Source organism: Bacillus sp. FSL K6-0994 (genome assembly GCF_038630815.1).
GTDB classification, from domain to species: Bacteria; Bacillota; Bacilli; order Bacillales; family Bacillaceae; genus Bacillus; species Bacillus safensis.
The window spans coordinates 2,384,341-2,405,221 of the sequence record NZ_CP152043.1; the positions used below are offsets into that span (position 1 = coordinate 2,384,341).

Here is a 20,881-nt window from a genome sequence, read left to right on the forward strand (position 1 = left end):
TGAGAAGGCAGGTGATCTGTGATTTGACGAAGCAAACGTTTTTAAAGGGGACCATTATTTTAATTTTAGCAGGTTTTATCACGAGAATATTGGGTTTTGTCAATCGAATTGTCATTGCGAGGTTCATTGGCGAAGAAGGGGTCGGGCTTTATATGATGGCTGCACCTACCTTTTTTCTCGCCGTGACGCTCACACAATTCGGACTGCCTGTCGCCATTAGTAAGCTTGTCGCAGAAGCAGAAGCCCGGGGTGACAAACAGAAAACAAAACGTATTCTGGTCATGTCCCTTGCGATAACAGGAACACTCAGCCTGATATTCACGCCGCTCTTTTTATGGTTTGCGCCCATCATGGCAGAAAATATGCTGACTGATCCTAGAACGGTCTATCCACTGCTTGCCATTACACCCGTCGTACCAGTCATCGCCATTTCCAGTGTGTTAAGAGGCTATTTCCAGGGCAGACAGCAGATGAGCCCGCTTGCGATGTCTCAAGTTCTGGAGCAGGTCGCAAGAATTTCACTAGTGGCAGTATGTACAACGGCTTTCCTTCCTTACGGGATTGAATATGCGGCAGCAGGTGCGATGATTTCATCTGTGATTGGAGAGATGATTTCACTTGCTTACTTACTGATCGCCTTCCGCTATAAAAAGACGATTCGTATTCGAAAACGATTTTTTAAGGCGATTCATGACGGGAAGGACACGTTTAAACAGCTGATGAGCATTGCCCTGCCAACAACAGGCAGCCGTTTTATCGGGAATATTTCGTGGTTTTTAGAGCCGATTGTTGTCGCGCAAAGTCTTGCCATTGCTGGTTATGCAGCTGTAGAGGCGACAAGGCAGTACGGGGAGTTGACTGGTCTTGCCCTGACCCTTTTGACACTGCCTAGTTTTATTACGTATTCACTCTCCACTGCATTAGTTCCGGCGATCAGTGAAGGAATGGAGCAGAACAAACGTAAAACGGTCGAATACCGGCTGAAGCAGGCGATGCGCCTTTGTTTACTCAGCGGAGGCATTTCATGTATTATTCTTTTCGTTTACGCAGAAGATTTAACGCTCTTTATGTATGGTTCATCGCACGCGGCCATTTATGTGAAATTCATGGCGCCATTTTTCCTTCTTTATTATTTTCAAGGGCCCCTTCAAGCCGTGCTTCAAGCACTCAATTTAGCTGGTGCGGCGATGACCAACAGCCTGATAGGTGCAATTGTGAAAACAGGGATGATTTTTGTCCTTGCTTCCCAGCCTGGCTTTGGCATTATGGGCGCAGCACTTGCGATGTTAATCGGCATCATCCTTGTCACGCTTCTCCATGCGGCAACTGTCGGAAAGGTGCTGCCTATTCATTTACCATTAAAGGAATATGGACTATGCGTCCTTGTAATTATCGGTACAGGGGCTGTCAGCCTTTGGCTGAAATCTCAAGTAGACGGACTCTTTTCTGCTCCTATTGAACTTGTGACGCTCATTTTTGTTACGTGCACGCTCTATGTCATTCTATTAATCTGCCTAGGGCTAGTGAAACGAGAAGAGCTGCGCCGCATCCCGTTCATTGGGAAGCTGTTTTAGCTCATCTCTTTTTGATCACTTCATCTTTCAAATCAATATAAAATGTTTTTTGATTAAAGCTGCAGTAAGAGATTTGATCGATATCATGATAGCCTCTTTTAGCAAGCTCATCTTTCAGCCACTGTTCATTTTGATTGATTTGCTTAAGGTGGTCATGCTGCACGACACCGTCCGCAACAAGTGGAAGCTCAAGCGCTGCATGTTTGCGCTTGTTTTCTTTTTCGACAACGGCGAGCTTTCCAGACGGCTCTAAAATGGCGTAAGAGACATCCTGAATGCTGTCGATGTTATTTTCTCTTAATTGAATGAGAAGGTCATCAAAATTGTATCGCTGTTTTCTCATTGCACCCTCGTCTATTTTCCCATTGATGATGAGCAGGGCCGGTTTGCCGTCAAGAAAGCGCCGGACGCCTTGGAATTTCAATGAGAGGTAAGCAAGTGTGATTTGAATGAAGGTTAACAGCAGGATTGGCCATACCGTATGTAACATGTGATCCTCTACTTCTTCTATGGCGAGAACCGCAATTTCTGCGATCATCATAAAAATGACTAGATCTAAAATGCTCAGCTCGCCAATTTCCCTTTTGCCCATTAAGCGAAATATAAACCAAATAAGAAAATATAAAATGATGGTTCTCATGGAAATGATCAAGATATCCTGCATGTGATGTAAACCCTCCTTCTCCAACATAGCTTGTGTCAAAACACTTTATTTATGTAGAAAAGAAACGTCTGAAACATGTCTATTTTTTCTTCACTGTGAATACATTTTAGTAAAAGACAAGCTTCGTTCAATTGGAGAGGAGACGAATCTACATGCAGGAAACGAAACATATTGGAAAAGGCATTTTATCCGGCTTAATTGCCATTTTTGTCGTGATGGTTGTCACAAGTTTACTTGTGTCGCTCATGCTTACATTCACAAGTATGCAGGAAACATCATTTAAATGGATGATTATGATTTTGTCCTTTGCTGCCCTTTTATTAGGAGGCATCATTTCTGGAGGGAAAGCAAAGGAGCGTGGCTGGCTGATTGGTGCGGTCACGTCTATCATTTTTTCCCTCACTGTATTTCTATTTCAATATTTGGGATTTGGAAAAACGTTTTCACCAGAGCAGTTTATCTATCATGGAGCATTTTTAGGCATTTGTATGCTGGGGGGAATGATTGGCGTCAATCTTCGAGGCAAATAAAAAAAGAGCGGTTATATCGCTCTTTTTTTTATGGCTATGTATCAGAGGATTAGCCTTTGTCAGCTAATTCTCTAATAGCACGACGATCGAAAGTTAAACGGTTGTTTTCGCTTGTTTTGATGACCACTTTTGATTCATCAATTGAGTCGATTTCACCGTGTAAACCACCGATTGTGACGATTTTATCGCCTTTTGATAAAGATTGCTGCATCTGACGCACAGCTTTCTGTTGCTTTTGCTGTGGACGGATTAACAAGAAGTAAAGCACAGCAAACATGACAACAATCATAATGATTGAACCCATACCACCATCCATTCTATTTCACCCCTTTCTAAAGCATTGTAAAGCCTTTCGTTTATGCGTTAAAAGTTTTTCGCATTCGGTTTGTTAAAGCCGTAACGCTCAAAAAACTCTTCTTTAAAATCACCTAAACGATCCTCACGGATAGCTTCTCTCACTTGCTCCATTAATTTTAACAGAAAATGAAGATTATGATAAGTTGTTAATCGAATTCCGAACGTTTCATTTGTTCTGATGAGATGTCTAATATAGGCGCGTGTATAGTTTTTACATGTATAGCAATCACAGTTTTCATCGATTGGTCTAAAGTCACGCTCATATTTTGCATTTTTCACAACAAGACGGCCTTCACTTGTCATCAAGGTGCCGTTTCTTGCAATTCGCGTCGGCAGTACGCAGTCAAACATATCTACACCGCGAATGGCGCCGTCAATTAAGGAGTCTGGTGAGCCGACACCCATTAGGTACCTCGGCTTGTCTGCCGGTAAAAATGGTGTTGTGAACTCTAGTACACGATTCATCACATCTTTTGGTTCCCCTACAGATAAGCCTCCGATGGCGTAACCTGGGAAATCAAGTGAAACAAGGTCTTTTGCACTTTGTTTTCGAAGCTCTTCGTATTCTCCGCCTTGGACAATCCCAAACAGCCCTTGATCCTCAGGACGCTGGTGCGCTGTTAGACAGCGCTCTGCCCATCTGCTTGTCCGCTCCACAGAACGTTTCATATAATCGTACTCTGCAGGATACGGCGGGCATTCATCAAATGCCATCATAATATCAGAGCCAAGTGCATTTTGGATGTCCATGGCTTTTTCAGGAGATAGGAACAGCTTGTCTCCGTTTAAATGATTACGGAAGTGAACGCCTTCTTCTTCAATTTTTCTAAATTCACTCAATGAAAAAACTTGGAATCCGCCTGAATCTGTTAGGATTGCTCGATCCCAGTTCATAAATTTGTGCAGACCGCCTGCTTCCTTTACGATATCGTGACCTGGACGGAGCCATAGATGGTACGTATTGCTTAAGATGATGCCTGCATCCATAGCCTTTAATTCTTCAGGCGCCATTGTTTTGACTGTAGCCAGTGTACCTACTGGCATAAATACAGGTGTTTCAAAGGAGCCGTGCGGTGTATGAACGCGGCCAAGACGTGCACCTGTCTGTTTGCATGATTTAATGAACTCATAACGTATCGGTAATTGCGACAAAAATGAGCCCTCCTGTCTTTGTTGTATGATGTTATTGAATCAGCATGGCATCGCCAAAGCTGAAGAATCGGTATTCCTCTTTAACAGCCTCATTGTACGCTTTAAGTACGTGCTCTCGTCCAGCTAATGCGCTGACAAGCATAATTAACGAGGATTTTGGCAGATGGAAATTCGTGATCATGCCGTCAATTGCCTTGAATGTGTAGCCAGGGTAAATAAAGATCGACGTCCAGCCGCTTGAGGCTTTGAACTCACCATCATGTGCACTTGCAATGGTTTCAAGCGTTCTTGTTGACGTTGTGCCGACTGAAATAATCCGCCCGCCTTCCTTGCGAATGCGGTTAAGCTCATCAGCTGTTTCTTCATTCATTTCATAAAACTCTGCGTGCATTTCGTGTTCTTCAATACGTTCTGCACTTACCGGACGAAATGTGCCAAGCCCTACGTGCAGCGTAATGAAAGCAATGTGTACACCTTTCGCTTTCAGCGCATCCAGCAGCTCGGTTGTAAAGTGGAGACCGGCAGTTGGCGCAGCAGCGGAGCCAACCTCTTTTGAATAAACGGTTTGATAGCGTTCACGGTCGTCAAGCTGCTCTTTAATATATGGAGGCAGCGGCATTTCACCAAGGGATTCAAGCACTTCATAAAAAATGCCTGTATATTGAAACTCGACTTTTCTTCCGCCATGTTCCATTTCCTCTGTGCATACTGCTTTGAGCCGTCCATCACCAAACGTGATAACCGTCCCTTTTTTCACCCGTTTGGCTGGTTTGACAAGTGTTTCCCAGTTGTCTCCCTCTTCTTGTTTCAATAGAAGCAGCTCTACTTTGGCACCTGTATCCTCTTTCATACCAAACAGACGTGCAGGCAGAACGCGCGTATTGTTTAGAACGAGACAATCACCCTTTTGAAAATAATTGATGATTTGTGAGAATGTATCATGTGTAATCGCACCCGTTTGTTTGTTTAAGACCATCAGTCTTGATGCATCTCTTTTTTCAAGCGGCACTTGTGCAATCAATCTTTCTGGTAAATCAAAATCAAATAGTTCTAGCTTCATTTCCTTCACCTATTCTGTAGTTAACTAGTTAACGTTATTTCATCCGTCCAAAGATATTAAGTAATATGGTTAGTACGATGCTAATGACAATGCATGTAATGACAGGAAAAAAGAACGTTACATTTCCTTTTTTCACAAAAATATCACCTGGAAGCTTACCAACCAATTGAAATACTAATCCTGCGGCAAAAAGGACACCACCTAAAATCATTAATATTTTAGGGAATTCAGTCACGAATCGGAACCTCCATTTGAAAATGTTCATACGCTTCTCTTGTGACGACCCGCCCTCTTGGTGTTCTTTGCAGGAAACCAATTTGCAGTAAGTACGGTTCGTACACATCTTCAATCGTATGTGATTCTTCTCCAATTGTCGCTGAGATCGTATCAAGCCCAACAGGACCGCCTCTAAATTTTTCGATCATACTTAAAAGCAGCTTATGGTCTATATGATCAAGGCCAAGCCTGTCGACTTGAAGACGCTCTAGGGCATCTTCCGCAATATCCTGCGTAATGGCATGATTCCCAAGCACCTGCGCAAAATCTCTTACTCTTCTGAGCAAACGATTGGCAACCCTCGGTGTTCCCCGGGAACGTCTCGCAATCTCTTCAGCAGAGCGAATATCGATCCCAATCTCAAACAGCTCGGCTGTTCTTGCCACAATGTGAGCCAAATCTCTTTGTTCATAGTATTCCAATCTTGCATGTACCCCAAACCTATCACGAAGCGGCGCTGTTAACAGCCCGACACGGGTTGTTGCACCTACAAGCGTAAATGGCGGTAAATCAAGCCGTACAGAGCGTGCTGTATCTCCTTTTCCAATGACAATATCTAAACAAAAGTCCTCCATTGCTGGGTACAGCACTTCTTCAATTGAGCGCTGCAAGCGGTGAATTTCATCAATAAACAATACATCACCTGGCTCAAGAGATGTTAAGATGGCCGCCAAATCACCAGGACGTTCAATCGCTGGTCCTGACGTTGTACGCAGCTGAACATTCATTTCATTGGCAATGATCGACGCAAGCGTTGTTTTCCCAAGTCCAGGAGGTCCATATAAAAGGACGTGATCAAGCGTTTCCTGCCTCATGCGGGCAGCTTCAATAAATACGCTGAGGTTATCCTTTACTTTTTGCTGACCGATATATTGGCTAAGTGTCTGTGGCCGCAGACTTTGCTCAATGGCTGATTCATGGTTGTCTGCTTCAGTTGAGACGAGCCGTTCATCCATGAGACATCACCCTATTTCAACATTTTTTGTAAAGCTTTTTTCACATATTGATCGGTTGTGAGATTCTTTTCTTCTTTTAATAATGGAAGAACCTTTTTGATTTCACGATCACCGTATCCAAGGACACTTAAGGCTTCAAGCGCTTCATCTAATGCAGTTTGCTGCGTTTCGACCTGAATGTGGTCCTCGTGATTAAATAAGTTGCCAATCATCTCTGGCACCACATCTGCCAGTTTGCCTTTTAGATCCAGAATGATTTGGCGTGCTGTTTTTTTGCCCACACCAGGGAATTTAATCAGGAACGCTTCATCTTCACGTTCTATCGCTGAAATGACAGCGCCAGGATCCCCGGAAGCAAGAATGGCGAGTGCGCCCTTTGGCCCAATTCCTGTGACATTTAACAGTTTTGTGAACAGCGCTTTTTCTTCTCGTGTTTGAAAACCGTATAACGAAAAGGCGTCTTCCTTTATGTAATGATACGTATAAATCGTTTCTTGTTTATTTACTCGATAGATAAACGGGTTTGGGGTATAGACTTGATATCCCACTCCGCCGTTTTCAATGACAACATATTGCGGGCACACATAATCAATGGTCCCTTTTACAAACTCTATCACCGTTTTCACCTCTTTGACTGTTCTTCATTGTAACATAAATCGAAGAGAAAACCGCAATAAAAGTTAACATACGTTCGCTCAGTACATTTTTATGATGAAACCACGAAAAACAGCTTGCGGCCTTCATACCAGCAAGCTGTTACACGCTTTAAAACGATACTTCATTTCGATAAGGCTTCATGACTTCAAGCACATGCTCAAATTCATCCTTTGTTCGAAAAGGAATGCCTTGCTCAAGCTGCTTTTCCACATGACTTTCTAAACGGGACGTATCAATTTGAAAAAAGAGATGAATAGGCTCCGCCCAGCCGTCAGGCCTTCCATGAAACGTAGAAATCACACCGTCCTCTGATAATCCGATATATCCATTTGCTTTACTTAATGGAGAGATATCATCAATTTGCTTTCTAAAAAGGGCAAAATCCTCTTTTTGTTCTACGAGCGTCCAGCCTTTATACTGCGCCCAGAATGTGTCTTTGTCTTCTAATGATGCCCGGTGTCTTTCAATACTCACATCGCCGTCTAGATAAACTTTTTCAAGCTGGACGGTAATAGAGTTTGACTGCTTTTGCAAGTGTTCTTTCCCTTCCATATCCGCAGCAAAAAAAAGCACACTTGTCATGATAAGTCCTGTAACGAAACATTTCATCTTCACTTTCACTATTTACACCTCTTTAGAACATGAGATCGATGCATGACATATGTAGTTTGACCCATTTTTCTAAACATTAACCAAATCGATCATTCAAATGTATGGTAAGAGTCTTTCGTTGTATCCTTCATTCGTAAATGTTATGTTTTATACAATCCATTGCTTTATCGAATGACACGGTTTTTTCATCATTCGTTTTTCAGCCGCATAAACTGAAACCAAAGAAGGTGAAGTCAATGTCAGATGTCAAAAGATTAGCCGAATCGATTCAATATCATGAAGAGAAACGTTTTCATAAGCTTGCCTATAAACCGGCAGAGCTTGAACTGTGCGGCAAAGGAAGAAGTGCCTATGTCTTTTTATACAAAAAAGACGGCAAGAAAATGGCACTAAAAGTCTTTTTCCCTTCTTATCAGCATATTGCCCGCAAAGAGGCTGCCATTTACGAAAAACTTTCTGGTTCGTCTTACTACCCTGAGATTTATGAGTCTGGGGATCAGTATATTTTAATGGAATATATTAAAGGCTACACATTCTATGAATGCCTTACAAAAGGAATTCCTATTAAAAAACAAATGATTGAACAAGTCGATGATGCGCTGGAGGAAGCGCGCGAGAAAGGATTGAATCCTTCTGATATTCATCTGCGCAATTTGATCTTAACAAAAGAAGGACGGATCAGGGTCATTGACGTTGCCAGATTCACGCAAACGAAAGCATGTCATCAATGGGATGATTTAAAAGCCGCTTATGCCTATTACCAAAAACCTTTTTTCCCTAAAAAAGCACCGCGTCTGTGGCTTGAAGTCATTGCATATTTGTATAAAAAGAACTGGCTGTCCCGCGGGCAGCTTAATAATCGAAATGATTTTTCTGCATAATGAAAGCCGCTCTCTTTTGAGCGGCTCAGATTGTTGACAAAGGGCTAAAATGATCTTGATTTTAGCCCTTTCTTTTCAGCGTGATAGAAAACCTTTGCAGTCTAGGAAGGACGAGAACCGGAGCGGAGCGAATTGGACATTCGTGAGCACCGGCACGCAGAACTGACAACGAATGCGAGGGTTTGTCTACACGCTGAGCCGCTCTCTTTGAGCGGCTTTCTGCGTTATTCTGTTTCTACATGGATACTATTGACGTTTAATAGGTTAATGATTTCATTATTCAGCTTAAACCAATGATTGGCTTCTTCAATTTTTTTATACACATCATAGGTAGCTGGACGTTTGAGCTCGAAATCAAGCACTTCCCCATTGTTCATATGAAATGTTACCTTAAATACTTTCATCATAAAGATCACCTTCCACTCTTCTTGTTCGCTGGTCAAATAGATCAGCTCTTTTCATTCATTCTCTATTCAACTCGTTTCCCCTCCTTGTTTCCATTCAAACCCAAGAAGTTTAAATTTTGTTTAAATTCACACAACATATCTATCTCTCAGATCTGCAAAGAAGTATATTGATTAAAAAGGAGGCTGCCCTTAATGAAGCAGAAAAAGAAACGAACATCTCCCGAAAAACAAACAGTCTTTTTTCATTTAACAGATGCTCTCATTCCAAGTGTGGACATGCTGGCATATGCAGCAAAGGCATTTTTTCACCTTTTAAGAAAAGCCTTCTCAGCCGTTTGATAAAACCCCGCACAGCATGCGTGCGAGGTTCTTTTTTTAGTGCTGATAAATTTGACTTCCCTGACTGACAAACTCCTTCGCCTTCTTTTCCATCTCTCTTTTCACTTCTTCAGATTGATTGCGGATATCATGAGAAATTTTCATACTGCAAAACTTCGGTCCGCACATCGAGCAAAAGTGAGCGGTTTTAGCGCCTTCGGCAGGCAATGTTTCATCATGGAACGCCAAGGCTCTTTCTGGATCAAGTGACAGGTTGAATTGATCCCGCCATCTAAATTCAAACCTTGCTTTCGATAAAGCATCATCGCGCTTTTGAGCCGCAGGATGTCCTTTTGCTAGATCAGCGGCATGTGCCGCAATTTTATAGGCGATCACGCCTTCTCTCACATCTTCTTTGTTCGGCAGACCTAAATGCTCTTTTGGTGTTACATAGCACAGCATGGCTGTTCCGTACCAGCCGATCATGGCCGCACCGATTGCGGATGTAATGTGATCATACCCCGGCGCGATATCTGTTGTAAGAGGCCCTAACGTATAAAATGGTGCTTCCTTGCAAATGTCCATTTGCTTGTCCACATTCTCTTTGATTTTATCCATTGGGACATGTCCGGGCCCTTCAATCATCACCTGCACATCATGTTTCCAAGCGATCTCTGTTAATTCACCTAACGTTTCCAGCTCTGCAAACTGCGCCTCATCATTGGCATCAGCAATCGAGCCTGGTCTAAGTCCATCTCCAAGTGAAAAGGCGATATCATATTTTTTCATAATTTCACAAATGTCTTCGAAGTGAGTGTAGAGGAAATTCTCTTGATGATGAGCAAGACACCATCTTGCCATAATTGCACCGCCTCTTGAAACAATTCCAGTCACCCGATCGACTGTAAGCGGAATATATCTTAACAGCACGCCCGCATGAATTGTGAAATAATCTACACCTTGTTCTGCTTGTTCAATTAATGTGTCCCTGTACACGTCCCACGTCAAATCTTCTGCGACTCCATTCACTTTTTCAAGGGCCTGATAGATAGGAACGGTTCCTACTGGGACTGGGCAATTCCGAATGATCCATTCTCTCGTTGTATGAATATCCTTTCCAGTAGACAGATCCATCATTGTATCTGCCCCCCATCTGATCGCCCATGTCATTTTTTCAACCTCTTCATCAATGGATGACGTGACAGCTGAATTACCAATATTCGCATTGATTTTGACATGAAAATTCCTTCCGATAATCATTGGTTCACTTTCTGGATGGTTAATATTCGAAGGAATGACGGCTCTTCCGCTCGCTACTTCCTCTCTAACGAACTCAGGGCTTAGCTCTTCTCTTATTGCGATAAACTCCATTTCAGGCGTAATGATGCCTTTTTTGGCATAATGCATTTGCGTCACGCGCGCTCCTTGTTTCGCGCGGAGCGGCTTATGATGAAAATCAGTTTGGACAGAATGGAAGGACTCCTTCTCCCTTGAACGATATCCGTTATCTTCCGGTTTTACATGACGCCCTTCATAGCTTTCTGTATCTCCTCTTTCTTCAATCCATGCTGCCCTAAGACGCTTTAATCCCTTTGTGACGTCAATATGAACGTTCTCATCAGTGTACGGTCCACTCGTATCGTATACACGGACTGGTTCATTTTTTATGCCGCCCGCCTCTGTCACAGTATGTGAGAGCGCAATCTCTCTTTTCGGCACTAAGATATCGGGCCTTGATCCTTTCTCATACACCTTTCGGCTGCCGTCAAAGCTGGATAATAATGATTGGTTGGATGGGACACTTTTCTTTTCCTTCATTTGCTGTTCTCTCCTTTTCTTCTTGTCACCGGACAGGATGGAATCAGCACCAGCAAAAAACCAGGCTCTATTGAAAGAACCTGGTTTCGTCGTCAGAAATAAACATGCATATCATTGATAGGATACATGCATCATCTTCAACTTCCCCACGCTGGTACGAGCCAGATCAGGTCCAAAGGGTTAAGAAGCTTATGCTACTCTCTCAGCCCATTTACGGGCACCCCTAGTCACTTTTATCGATTTCCACATCAGTGTAGCATAGAGACTTCATGAAAAAAAGAGAATTCAGGAAAATAGTTCCTTTCCCCTACAAGCTTTATGGATTATATTGATATACAGATTTCTATACATGATCTGTCTCTCTCATTTCAATTAAATCTGAAATAATCGTTGATCCTTTTCTCCTATTATGTATAATTAATCTAAACGGAGAATTTTTATACAATTTATTCAAAGGAAGTTCTAGTCGATTGCAAACATTTCTCACATTTATCGTCGTAGGATTCTCAATTGCTCTGCCTGTTGGAGCAATCACGGTTGAAATGACAAAACAGGGACTCAAAAACGGATTCTTTCATGGTTTAACTGTCGGAGCAGGCGGTATGACCATAGACTTATTACTTATCTTGGCTTTATATGCTGGATTTGCTCAGTTTTTATCTTTGCCGTTTGTTCAAATCCCGCTCTGGCTGATCGGAGCTGTATTTTTAATGATTCTCGCATACGACTCCATTAAACACGCGGATCAAGATATCCATTTAGCAGGAGAAAAGGTCAATAAATCATTCGCAAAAACATATCGAAACGGCTTGCTCGTGGCGGTATCTCCTGGAAATCTTGTGTTCTGGGTTTCTGTTTTTGGTGCCGTACTTGCGGATGCGTATACAAAAACAGATTCATCTGAATTTATGCTGGCTGCCGGCGGTATCTTGGCAGGGATTTTCCTTCATGACATCGGTCTTCTCACACTTGTATCGTTAACAAGAAAAGTGATGAATCGGACGATGATCAAGTGGACTTCCATTATTACTGGTATTTTATTACTAGGGTTTGGCTGTTATTTCTTTTACGAATTTTATATAGGCATCAAGGTTTATTTTTAAGAAAAGGCTAAAGTTCGTGATGAACTTTAGCCTTTTTGTGTCAAACTATCGGGTCATGCCTGTTTGGCCTGTTTCAAATTGCGTTCTTCTCATGTCTCTAAAGCGAGTGAATGCACCTTCATCTTTTATGACTTGGACTGCTCTTCCATCCGCATAACGAGTCGCTGCTTCTTCTACTTGTGATACGCCTTCTGACGTCAGGCGGCCATCTGATTTAATGGCAATATACACATTCTCATCCGTCACCATGACTTGAGAGTCTGCCACGTGATTCATTTTATTGACGCGGTTGGCAATTTTTCTTGAACGCTGAATGTTCTCTTGTTTATCATAGCCTGAGAACGACATTTGGTTATGATAGTTCATATCTCCATGACTGTAGCGTCCATCTCCACCTGTGAGAGGCATTCGATCATCCGTTTGAGGACGTGTACGGTAATCAACATTTGTTGTATTTCTCCCGTTCATTCCCTCCATAAGTTCAGAAACTGGTCCTTGATGATCTTGGTTGTTGTCTTCCGATCGTTGATTTGAATGATAACCAACCGGCTGGCCTGATTGATTATGACGTGTATCGACACCTGCGTTATTATTTGCACCACATGCCGTTAAACCAATAGGAAGAAGCACTAATGCGATTGTTTTTTGCCATTTTTGTCTCAAACGAAAAACCCCCTGTACAAATTCAATCTCATGAGCGCGAAACAGGCTCTGTTTTAGCATGTACAGTTAGGAAAAAAATCAAGCTGTCAGTTATAAACAAAAAAAGGAACGATTGAGATCGTTCCTTCTGTCATTAATCTTCTTCCTCTTCCTCCGGCCTTGCAAAAACGGATTGACCTGGATATGGCTGCATATAAGGCTGAGCTGGATAAGCCCCCATTTGGCCATAAGGAACAGGATTCGGATCATGTCCTGGCCAAGGCTGATGATGCTTCATGCCATCATCGCATCCGCAGTCTCCCTTTCCATATGCTGGATTTGAAACATTTGGATAAAACCCTTGATTTGCGTTAGCATTTGCGTTGGCGTTTGAATGCATATGGTGATGCCAGTGATGTCCGTCGTTTGCATGGTGCTCATGATTCTCTCCGTAGTAAGCTGGCGCTTGATACGCAGGATAATACGGATGAGCCGGGTATGGATATGGCATCATATGATGATGATAATATGGCTGGATTGGATAACATAGGCCTGATCCCGGTAAAATTGGCGAAGCCGGCACCATTTGCTGCGGATATGGATACATCGCCGGCATGTAATGACCATAACCAAAATAAGGATCATATGGTTCATGATGATGGTGCTGATGATGATGCTCGTTATTTTCAGCCACTCCCCCTACCGCTGCCCCTCCCATATTTGGCATTTGCGGGAAGTTAGGAAGGTTCGGATAATTGCCATGCTCCATGTCTTTTCCCTCCTCTTTTTGATGCGGAATATGAATAAACGGATCATACCCCTTCGCCACTTCTTCTTTTAGATGACCTTTATTTTCATGATGAAAATGGTCCTTGTTATCTTTATGTTCCTTATTTTCATGATGAAAATGATCCTTGTTATCTTTATGTTCCTTATTTTCATGATGAAAATGGTCCTTGTTATCTTTATGTTCCTTATTTTCATGATGAAAATGATCCTTGTGGTCTATATGTTCCTTATTTTCATGATGAAAATGATCCTTGTTATCTTTATGGTCTTTATTTTCGTGATGAAAATGATCCTTGTGATCCTTTTTGTGATGAACGTGATCTTTTTTCTCATGATGATCTTTTTTGGGAGGAGGCGTGAATGGCTGGTAGAGATTGGTCTGATAATAGTTCACATCGACTTGCGGAAAAACTGGCTGCTCGATCTTTGGCACTGGCGGTACATATGGTACCGGTTCATTTGGCTTTTCCTTCGGTTTCGTATCTTGCACTTGCACAACATCTTTTGGCTTTTCTTTCACATACGGATGTTCTTTCGTTTTTGGCATTTCTTTTGCTTTGTGATGATCTGTTTTCACAGGAACACCACTAGATGGAATTTTAATCTTCATACCCGGCATGATCAAATCAGGATTACTGAGCTGTGAATTTAGTTTTTTCAATTCTTGAAAGTCGACTCCGTATTTCTTTGAAATTTTCCAAAGGGAGTCTCCTTTTTGCACAATATGAATTTTCAACGTTTTCCCCTCCTATGCAAAACGTGAACGTAACGGTTATGTCAGAAGTACAATATGTTTCAACATAAATTTATGCCTATTTACAAGCCGATATGATAAAAACTTGTTTTCTGATAGGAGGGGCTGATTCATTATTTAATGGCGAGCATTTTCTTGAGTGCAAGCAATGCGTCTTTCGTGATGTCTTCATTGACCTGTATCAACCCGGCCGGCTGACCCTTCTCAATGCTTTCAAGTGACCATAACAAATGAGGCAGATCAATCCGGTTCATAGTCAAACATGGACACATATCTGGGTTAAGGGATTCAATTTGTTTATCTGGGTGCTGCGCTATGATCCGTTTGACTAAATTCATCTCTGTTCCAATCGCCCATTTGCTTCCTGCTGGTGCCTGTTTGATCGTATCAATAATAAATTTCGTTGAACCTGCTAGGTCAGAAGCCCTTACGACCTCATGCGTGCATTCAGGATGGACAAGAATTTGAATGTCACGGTCTTTTTTTCTCATTTTTTCTATATTCTGAACGGTAAACTTCTCGTGTACGGAGCAATGGCCTTTCCATAAAATCATCTTAATACGAGAAAGCGGCTGATCGGTGATGAGCTTTTCTTCTATCTGATCCCACACAGCCATTTCTTCTAGCGGAATACCTAAATCAAAAGCCGTATTACGCCCTAGATGCTGATCAGGGAGAAACAGAATCCGCTCTTTTTGTGTCAGTGCCCACTCGAGTACTTTTTTAGCGTTTGACGAAGTAACCGTCGCCCCGCCATGCTTGCCGACAAATGCTTTAATATCTGCTGTTGAATTGACGTACGTAAGCGGAAGTATTGTATCCCCAAACAGATCAGTGAGCTGCTCCCATGCTCTGTCTGTTTGTTTCATGTTTGCCATATCTGCCATTGAACAGCCCGCCCTCATATCTGGCAAAACGACGCTTTGATTCTTGCTTGACAGCATATCTGCCGTTTCTGCCATAAAGTGAACACCGCAGAACACAATGTATTCAGCCTCGTGATTGTCAGCAGCTATTTGCGCTAGCTGCAATGAATCTCCTGTTGCATCTGCAAATTCGATGACCTCATCCTTTTGATAATGGTGGCCCGGTATAAAAAGCTTTGAACCAAAAGCCCGCTTAATTTCTAACACTCGCTGCTTCATCTCATCATCAGAGCGGTGTTTATATTCATCTGGCATCATGACTGCATGTTGATTGGCTAATACATTAAGCATAGACATGAGTTGTTCCCCCTTTATGACTGAATTCCATATTCATACTAAAATCAAATGCTGGGGCTGAATGAGTCAGAAAACCAAGTGAAATAAGATCGACTCCTGTCCCCCTATAACTTGGCAATGTCTCTAAGGTGATTCCCCCTGAAGCCTCTGTCAGAATGGACTCTGGCGTCATTTGTTTAAAACGTTTTACCTCGTCCGGAGAGCAGTTATCAAACATGATAACATCCGCTTTTGCTTCAATGGCTTCCATTAGCTGCGTTTCTGATTCAATTTCCACTTCAATTTTCACCATATGACCGGCATATGCTCTTGCTTTCTCTACAGCTTCACGGATAGAACCGCATGCGGCAATATGATTATCTTTAATCATCACCCCATCCGATAAGCCAAAGCGATGATTCTTACCACCGCCTGTCTTTACTGCGTATTTTTCTAACATACGCAAGCCGGGTGTCGTTTTTCTCGTATCACAAATCGTAATAGACGGGTCACCTAATCGCTGCACCGCCTCATGTGTTAAGGTGGCGATACCTGTCATTCGCTGCAATAGATTTAAAATGACCCTCTCTCCCTTTAATAAGTCGTTGACTGGGCCCTTTATTTTCGCCAGTACAGCGCCTGAATGAATCCAATCACCTTCTTGAAAAAACAGCTCAGTTTGAATCTGTTCATTCAACAGGCGGTACCCTGTATCAATCAGTTGTGACCCTGCCAATACACCAGATTGTTTCGCAATGATAAGAGCTGTTCCTTTCTTGTCTCCAAAGATGGCATCTGCTGATACATCTCCAAAGCCAATATCTTCTGTGAAAAAATGAGTGAGCATTTGTTTTAACTGTAAACGTTCCATTTGGCACCGATCCTTTCATTTTTCATAATGTGAATGTGGCCTTTTTCATGAACAATCTGCCTGCCCCGCCACAACGCATCACTCCGCTCTGGATAATCCATTCGATAATGGCCGCCTCTGCTTTCTGTACGAAGTAATGCAGATTTAGCAAGGCAAACCGCTAATGCCCATTGATTGCTTAATTCGACCTGTTCATTTGTGATATCCTTCACATTAATTTGCTGAAAATTGACATGTTGCAACGAATGAAGCAAAGTCTGCAAGCCTTTTTCATCTCTCACAATGGCCGCAAATGTAGTCATCCATTGTCTCAGCTGAGCTGTTGAAATCATTGGGACCATCCATATTTCTTGAATAGAAAAAGGTGGACTTGTTTCTTTCAGTTTAGGCAGCTGGTCAATTCTCTGTGCCGCTTTGCTGCCTAACACGAGACCTTCCAGAAGAGAATTACTCGCCAATCGATTCGCACCGTGTAAGCCAGTGCAGGCCGCTTCTCCAATGGCAAATAGCGCTGGAACAGTCGTTTCTCCATATTCATTCACGCTGATACCGCCCATTAGAAAGTGCATACCTGGGGAAATTGGCAGCCTGCCGCTTGCCATATCGACGCCTGCGCGCTCGCACATCTGAGCTATGGCCGGAAAACGAGCTGAAAAATGCGGAATATCATGGATGTTAAGATACAATTGATGACCTAATTGCTGCTCATGAAAAATCGCTCTAGCGACCACATCTCTAGGTGCTAAATCAGCTTGCGGGTGAATATCTTTCATGATCCGCCTGCCTGTTTCATCTTCTAAATAAGCTCCCTCTCCCCGTACTGCCTCTGAAATGAGACCAGCTGCTTTTCCCGCGATTGTTAAAAGAGTAGGATGGAATTGAACAAATTCGAGATCCACTAATTGCGCCCCGGCTCGATAGGCCATCATCAGTCCGTCTCCTGTTACAGAAGGATCATTTGTGTTTGTCTCATATAGGGAGCCGCAGCCGCCAGTTGATAAAACAACGGCATCTGCGGTCATCGTATGTACGTGTCCTTTCTCGTCTTTCCATACAACACCCGTACATGTCCCTTCATGAATCAATAGATCAATGACATGATGATATTCGTATAAATGAATATGTGAGCCGAGCTGACTTTTCAGAAACTGTACAAGGGTTTTGCCTGATTGATCTCCTCCCGCGTGCAAGATGCGATGAGTGGTATGTGCGCCCTCTTTGCCTAATTGCGGCTCTCCCGCCTCATCTTGATCAAATGGACAGCCTTCTGCTACGAGCTGCTCCACAAGATGTTTTCCAAGTTTCACGATTTCTTGTACAATTCTTTCATCATTGTGGTCACAGCCGGCAGCTAGTGTATCCTGCACATGCTGCTGAACTGAATCATGTGCTGAAAAGGCAGCAGCGATTCCTCCTTGTGCCAGCATGGAATTACTAGATGAACATTGTTTTTTTGTCATCATGATGACCTGGCAGCTTTTCGAAATGGTTTTTGCAAAGGAAAGCGCTGCAATGCCTGATCCCACCACAATGACTTTTTTGATTGATGACACCATCGCCCCTCCTGTCATTTACACCTGTCTTGACACATATCATTACACAACACTAAAATAAATACAAGAAAAAATTTTCACACGGGAGATGGATGGGTTGGTTTATTTAGATTACGCAGCTTCTACACCTGTTTCAGAGGAAGCGCTGCATGTTTTTGAGCAGCTAAGTAAAAATTTCTACGGAAATGCAAGCAGTCTTCATGATGCCGGGGGAAAAGCAAATGACATATTGACTTACAGCAGACAATCACTCGCTGCCATGATCGAGGGTGAACCAGATGGGGTCTACTTTACAAGCGGTGGAACTGAATCCAATCTCCTTGCGATTCAATCGATCATCAATGGACTGCCGACACATCAACAGCATGTCATCACAACTTCAGTTGAGCATCCTTCTGTTCATCATGCATTTAGCAGCTTAGAGCGTCTTGGCGTAAAAGTCACGATCATTGAACCGAATCAGGATGGAATCATAACAAAAGACATTCTCAAAAAAGCATTATTGCCTGAAACAGGACTAGTATCTATTCAGCATGCTAATTCAGAAACAGGAATTATCCAGCCGCTTGCTGAATTAGCCCCTCTTTTAAAAGAAAGGAACATTCTTTTTCATACAGATGCTGTGCAAACATTTGGAAAGATTCGTATGTCCATCAAAGAACTTGGAGTCGATGCCGTGTCCATCTCAAGTCATAAAGTGTATGCTCCTAAAGGCGCTGGTGCCGTTTATATGGGCGCACATGTTCCTTGGAAACCTTTATATGCAGGTGCAGTTCAGGAAAATGGCTTACGTCCAGGGACAGTGAACGTTCCATGTATCGGTGCTTTTGCGGCCGCGAGCGAACAAACGATGCTTAGGCTGGATGAACAGCATAAATTAGATAAGCAGCTGCGTGATTATTTTCTTCAGCAGTTAAAAATAAGACAGCTGCCAGTTCGTACACTTCAGGACAATGACAATCGCCGCACGCTGCCTCATATTATTGGTTGTTTTTTTGAAGGGTTTGAAGGACAATATGTAATGTTAGCATGTAACCGGCATGGGATTTGTCTTTCAACTGGAAGCGCATGTGCTTCTGGTTATCACCATCCTTCCCCTGCTGTGAAGGCATTGCGTGTATCAGATCGTGATGCCCTTCAATTTATTCGACTATCATTTGGATGGCAGTCATCAAAAGAGGACATCGATCAGCTTTTGCATACATTTGAGCATTTGCAAAAGGAGAAGAAGGGAGCTTAGGACGTGGAGCAAGAGAGGAAACTCATTGGCGAAGAAAGAAGAAACGCCATTTTAGAGTGGCTGAAAGAAACAGACACACCGCTTACTGGAAGCTTTTTAGCTAAAAAGGCGGCTGTCTCTCGGCAAGTCATTGTACAAGATATTTCATTATTAAAAGCAAAAAACGAACCCATTATTGCCACAAGCCAAGGCTATGTGTATATGGCGGCGCAGCATGCGCCAGAAAGAGAAATTGAACAAATCATCGCCTGCAAGCATGATCCTGCTCGTACAGAAGAGGAACTGACCTTAATTGTAGACTTTGGTGTGACGGTGAAAGATGTGATCATTGAGCACCCTGTTTATGGTGAACTGACGGCCTCTATTCGCGTCAGTACACGGAAACAAGTCGCTGATTTTGTGCATCATATTTCTAACACCGGCGCTTCCTACTTGTCAGAACTAACAGACGGCGTGCACCTGCATACTCTCACTTCTTACAGCCAAAAGCAGCTTGACCAAGCCATTCAAGCGCTGGATGATGCTGGGTTTTTAATAAAAGACTAAAAAAATAGTGTCCTGCACGGGACACTATTTTTCATTCGTTAATTCATATGTTTGATAGCTGCCGAGCAGCTTAACCTCACAGCCAATCGCCTCTAATTCTTGAATCGCACCTGGAACGAGGACATCATCCATTTCTTTTTCAATATCAATAATAAATAAATAATGTCCAAGACCTGTTTTTGTCGGACGAGATTCAATTTTTGACAAGTTGAGATTCCGCCAAGAAAAAGCAGACAGCACGCGGTGCAATGCGCCTGATTGGTCATCCTTAGGCAGACTGACCACAATGGTCGTTTTTGGCTTTGATGAGAAACCAGAATTCATTGGGAACGATGCGTTAGGATCTTTATGTAAAATCACAAAGCGTGTATGGTTGTGCGGATAATCATGAATGTCTTTTTTCGCAATCGTCAAACCATACGTTTGTGCGGCAATTTCATTAGCAATAGCCCCGACAGCTTCATCTGGATGCTCACTGATGTATTTTGCTGCATAGCCTGTTGATTCCACTGGCCGATGAGGAATATGAGGGTACTGCTTTTTCAGAAATTGATGACACTGGGCAATCGCGTGAGGATGTGATTGAATGACATCTAACGTCTCCCAGCTCTCGGCTCTTGATGGGTGGACAAGCAAATGCTGCCGAATTGGTGCTGTCATTTCCCCCACAATGGACAGCGCTTCTTCATGAATTAAATAATCAATCGTTAAGTTCACAGAGCCTTCGAGTGCATTTTCAAGTGGAACGACCGCCAAATCGACTTCGCCCTTTGACACAGCATCCATACATTGCGGAATCGTTGCATAGGCACGCTGCACCGCATCTTTTGGAAAACAAGAGCATACGGCCAAATGAGTAAATGTTGCCTCTGGTCCAAAATAACCTACAGTTAATTGCTTCATCTGCTATGATCTCTCC

23 protein-coding genes and 1 riboswitch are annotated in these 20,881 nt (G+C 42.8%); of the genes, 7 read left to right on the plus strand and 16 right to left on the minus strand.

Annotation, left to right across the window (positions count from 1 at the left end):
* Nucleotides 1-23 precede the first annotated feature (23 nt).
* Complete coding sequence (gene spoVB / locus MHB69_RS12320; RefSeq protein WP_176966903.1) at nt 24-1,574, plus strand: stage V sporulation protein B; 1,551 nt, start codon at nt 24-26, stop codon at nt 1,572-1,574.
* Nucleotide 1,575: 1 nt separating this feature from the next.
* Here spoVB and MHB69_RS12325 read toward each other — a convergent pair whose 3' ends face one another.
* The gene (locus MHB69_RS12325; RefSeq protein ID WP_034279889.1) at nt 1,576-2,238 is read right to left on the minus strand and encodes a DUF421 domain-containing protein; all 663 of its coding nucleotides are present in this window, start codon (nt 2,236-2,238) and stop codon (nt 1,576-1,578) included.
* Nucleotides 2,239-2,390: 152 nt separating this feature from the next.
* Between MHB69_RS12325 and MHB69_RS12330 the strand changes: the two genes are divergently transcribed.
* Entirely contained in the window at nt 2,391-2,768 is a 378-nt protein-coding gene (locus MHB69_RS12330; RefSeq protein ID WP_034279887.1) for a TIGR04086 family membrane protein, read from the plus strand.
* A 49-nt stretch (nt 2,769-2,817) separates the two neighbouring features.
* On the opposite strand, the gene yajC is transcribed toward MHB69_RS12330, so the two are convergent.
* The 7 genes from yajC to MHB69_RS12365 all read right to left on the minus strand — a co-directional run bounded on the left by yajC (nt 2,818) and on the right by MHB69_RS12365 (nt 7,835).
* Nucleotides 2,818-3,084 (minus strand): preprotein translocase subunit YajC, encoded by a 267-nt coding sequence (gene yajC, locus MHB69_RS12335; protein ID WP_008360993.1) that lies wholly within the window; start codon nt 3,082-3,084, stop codon nt 2,818-2,820.
* A 47-nt stretch (nt 3,085-3,131) separates the two neighbouring features.
* Nucleotides 3,132-4,277 (minus strand): tRNA guanosine(34) transglycosylase Tgt, encoded by a 1,146-nt coding sequence (tgt, locus tag MHB69_RS12340; protein WP_024423141.1) that lies wholly within the window; start codon nt 4,275-4,277, stop codon nt 3,132-3,134.
* Nucleotides 4,278-4,308: 31 nt separating this feature from the next.
* On the minus strand, nt 4,309-5,337 hold the full coding sequence (gene queA / locus MHB69_RS12345; RefSeq protein ID WP_034279883.1) for a tRNA preQ1(34) S-adenosylmethionine ribosyltransferase-isomerase QueA: 1,029 nt from the start codon (nt 5,335-5,337) through the stop codon (nt 4,309-4,311).
* Nucleotides 5,338-5,371: 34 nt separating this feature from the next.
* Entirely contained in the window at nt 5,372-5,572 is a 201-nt protein-coding gene (locus MHB69_RS12350) for a DUF2905 domain-containing protein (RefSeq protein WP_012010741.1), read from the minus strand.
* Nucleotides 5,565-6,569 carry a Holliday junction branch migration DNA helicase RuvB gene (gene ruvB / locus MHB69_RS12355; RefSeq protein ID WP_024423143.1) on the minus strand — a complete coding sequence of 335 codons (1,005 nt, stop codon included), beginning with the start codon at nt 6,567-6,569 and terminating at the stop codon, nt 5,565-5,567. The genes MHB69_RS12350 and ruvB overlap by 8 nt, the downstream gene beginning before the upstream one ends.
* An 11-nt stretch (nt 6,570-6,580) precedes the next feature.
* Nucleotides 6,581-7,186 carry a Holliday junction branch migration protein RuvA gene (gene ruvA, locus MHB69_RS12360; RefSeq protein ID WP_024423144.1) on the minus strand — a complete coding sequence of 202 codons (606 nt, stop codon included), beginning with the start codon at nt 7,184-7,186 and terminating at the stop codon, nt 6,581-6,583.
* Between the two features lie 148 nt (nt 7,187-7,334).
* Nucleotides 7,335-7,835: an intercompartmental signaling factor BofC gene (locus MHB69_RS12365; RefSeq protein WP_046312308.1), complete on the minus strand. Its 501-nt coding sequence runs from the start codon at nt 7,833-7,835 to the stop codon at nt 7,335-7,337.
* Between the two features lie 239 nt (nt 7,836-8,074).
* Here MHB69_RS12365 and MHB69_RS12370 point away from each other — a divergent pair, with 239 nt between their 5' ends.
* A complete protein-coding gene (locus MHB69_RS12370) occupies nt 8,075-8,719 on the plus strand; it encodes a serine/threonine protein kinase (RefSeq protein WP_034279877.1) in 645 nt (214 codons plus the stop codon).
* A 224-nt stretch (nt 8,720-8,943) separates the two neighbouring features.
* Here the strand turns inward: MHB69_RS12370 and MHB69_RS12375 are convergent, their stop codons facing one another.
* Nucleotides 8,944-9,126 (minus strand): hypothetical protein, encoded by a 183-nt coding sequence (locus tag MHB69_RS12375; protein WP_008342761.1) that lies wholly within the window; start codon nt 9,124-9,126, stop codon nt 8,944-8,946.
* A gap of 192 nt (nt 9,127-9,318) precedes the next feature.
* Between MHB69_RS12375 and MHB69_RS12380 the strand changes: the two genes are divergently transcribed.
* Entirely contained in the window at nt 9,319-9,465 is a 147-nt protein-coding gene (locus MHB69_RS12380; RefSeq protein ID WP_180951406.1) for a hypothetical protein, read from the plus strand.
* A 36-nt stretch (nt 9,466-9,501) separates the two neighbouring features.
* Here the strand turns inward: MHB69_RS12380 and thiC are convergent, their stop codons facing one another.
* Entirely contained in the window at nt 9,502-11,262 is a 1,761-nt protein-coding gene (thiC, locus tag MHB69_RS12385) for a phosphomethylpyrimidine synthase ThiC (RefSeq protein WP_342495600.1), read from the minus strand.
* Nucleotides 11,263-11,388: 126 nt separating this feature from the next.
* Nucleotides 11,389-11,497, minus strand: a riboswitch (TPP riboswitch).
* Between the two features lie 235 nt (nt 11,498-11,732).
* Between thiC and MHB69_RS12390 the strand changes: the two genes are divergently transcribed.
* The gene (locus MHB69_RS12390; RefSeq protein WP_342495601.1) at nt 11,733-12,365 is read left to right on the plus strand and encodes a LysE family transporter; all 633 of its coding nucleotides are present in this window, start codon (nt 11,733-11,735) and stop codon (nt 12,363-12,365) included.
* A gap of 45 nt (nt 12,366-12,410) precedes the next feature.
* Here the strand turns inward: MHB69_RS12390 and MHB69_RS12395 are convergent, their stop codons facing one another.
* The 5 genes from MHB69_RS12395 to nadB form a co-directional block, all read right to left on the minus strand.
* The gene (locus MHB69_RS12395; protein WP_342495602.1) at nt 12,411-13,028 is read right to left on the minus strand and encodes a YhcN/YlaJ family sporulation lipoprotein; all 618 of its coding nucleotides are present in this window, start codon (nt 13,026-13,028) and stop codon (nt 12,411-12,413) included.
* A gap of 133 nt (nt 13,029-13,161) precedes the next feature.
* Nucleotides 13,162-14,532 carry a SafA/ExsA family spore coat assembly protein gene (gene safA, locus MHB69_RS12400; RefSeq protein WP_342495603.1) on the minus strand — a complete coding sequence of 457 codons (1,371 nt, stop codon included), beginning with the start codon at nt 14,530-14,532 and terminating at the stop codon, nt 13,162-13,164.
* A 131-nt stretch (nt 14,533-14,663) separates the two neighbouring features.
* Nucleotides 14,664-15,773: a quinolinate synthase NadA gene (gene nadA / locus MHB69_RS12405; protein ID WP_342495604.1), complete on the minus strand. Its 1,110-nt coding sequence runs from the start codon at nt 15,771-15,773 to the stop codon at nt 14,664-14,666.
* Nucleotides 15,760-16,623, minus strand: a complete 864-nt coding sequence (gene nadC / locus MHB69_RS12410) for a carboxylating nicotinate-nucleotide diphosphorylase (protein ID WP_098677001.1) — start codon at nt 16,621-16,623, stop codon at nt 15,760-15,762. Before nadC ends, nadA begins: the two co-directional genes overlap by 14 nt.
* Complete coding sequence (gene nadB / locus MHB69_RS12415; RefSeq protein WP_342495605.1) at nt 16,605-18,179, minus strand: L-aspartate oxidase; 1,575 nt, start codon at nt 18,177-18,179, stop codon at nt 16,605-16,607. The genes nadC and nadB overlap by 19 nt, the downstream gene beginning before the upstream one ends.
* 85 nt (nt 18,180-18,264) lie before the next feature.
* Between nadB and MHB69_RS12420 the strand changes: the two genes are divergently transcribed.
* Together MHB69_RS12420 and MHB69_RS12425 are read left to right on the plus strand one after the other, a co-directional pair.
* Nucleotides 18,265-19,416 (plus strand): IscS subfamily cysteine desulfurase, encoded by a 1,152-nt coding sequence (locus MHB69_RS12420; protein WP_342495606.1) that lies wholly within the window; start codon nt 18,265-18,267, stop codon nt 19,414-19,416.
* 3 nt (nt 19,417-19,419) lie between these two features.
* Nucleotides 19,420-19,962: a transcription repressor NadR gene (locus tag MHB69_RS12425; RefSeq protein WP_024423154.1), complete on the plus strand. Its 543-nt coding sequence runs from the start codon at nt 19,420-19,422 to the stop codon at nt 19,960-19,962.
* Nucleotides 19,963-19,986: 24 nt separating this feature from the next.
* On the opposite strand, the gene pheA is transcribed toward MHB69_RS12425, so the two are convergent.
* Complete coding sequence (gene pheA / locus MHB69_RS12430) at nt 19,987-20,865, minus strand: prephenate dehydratase (protein WP_034279853.1); 879 nt, start codon at nt 20,863-20,865, stop codon at nt 19,987-19,989.
* Nucleotides 20,866-20,881: the final 16 nt, after the last annotated feature.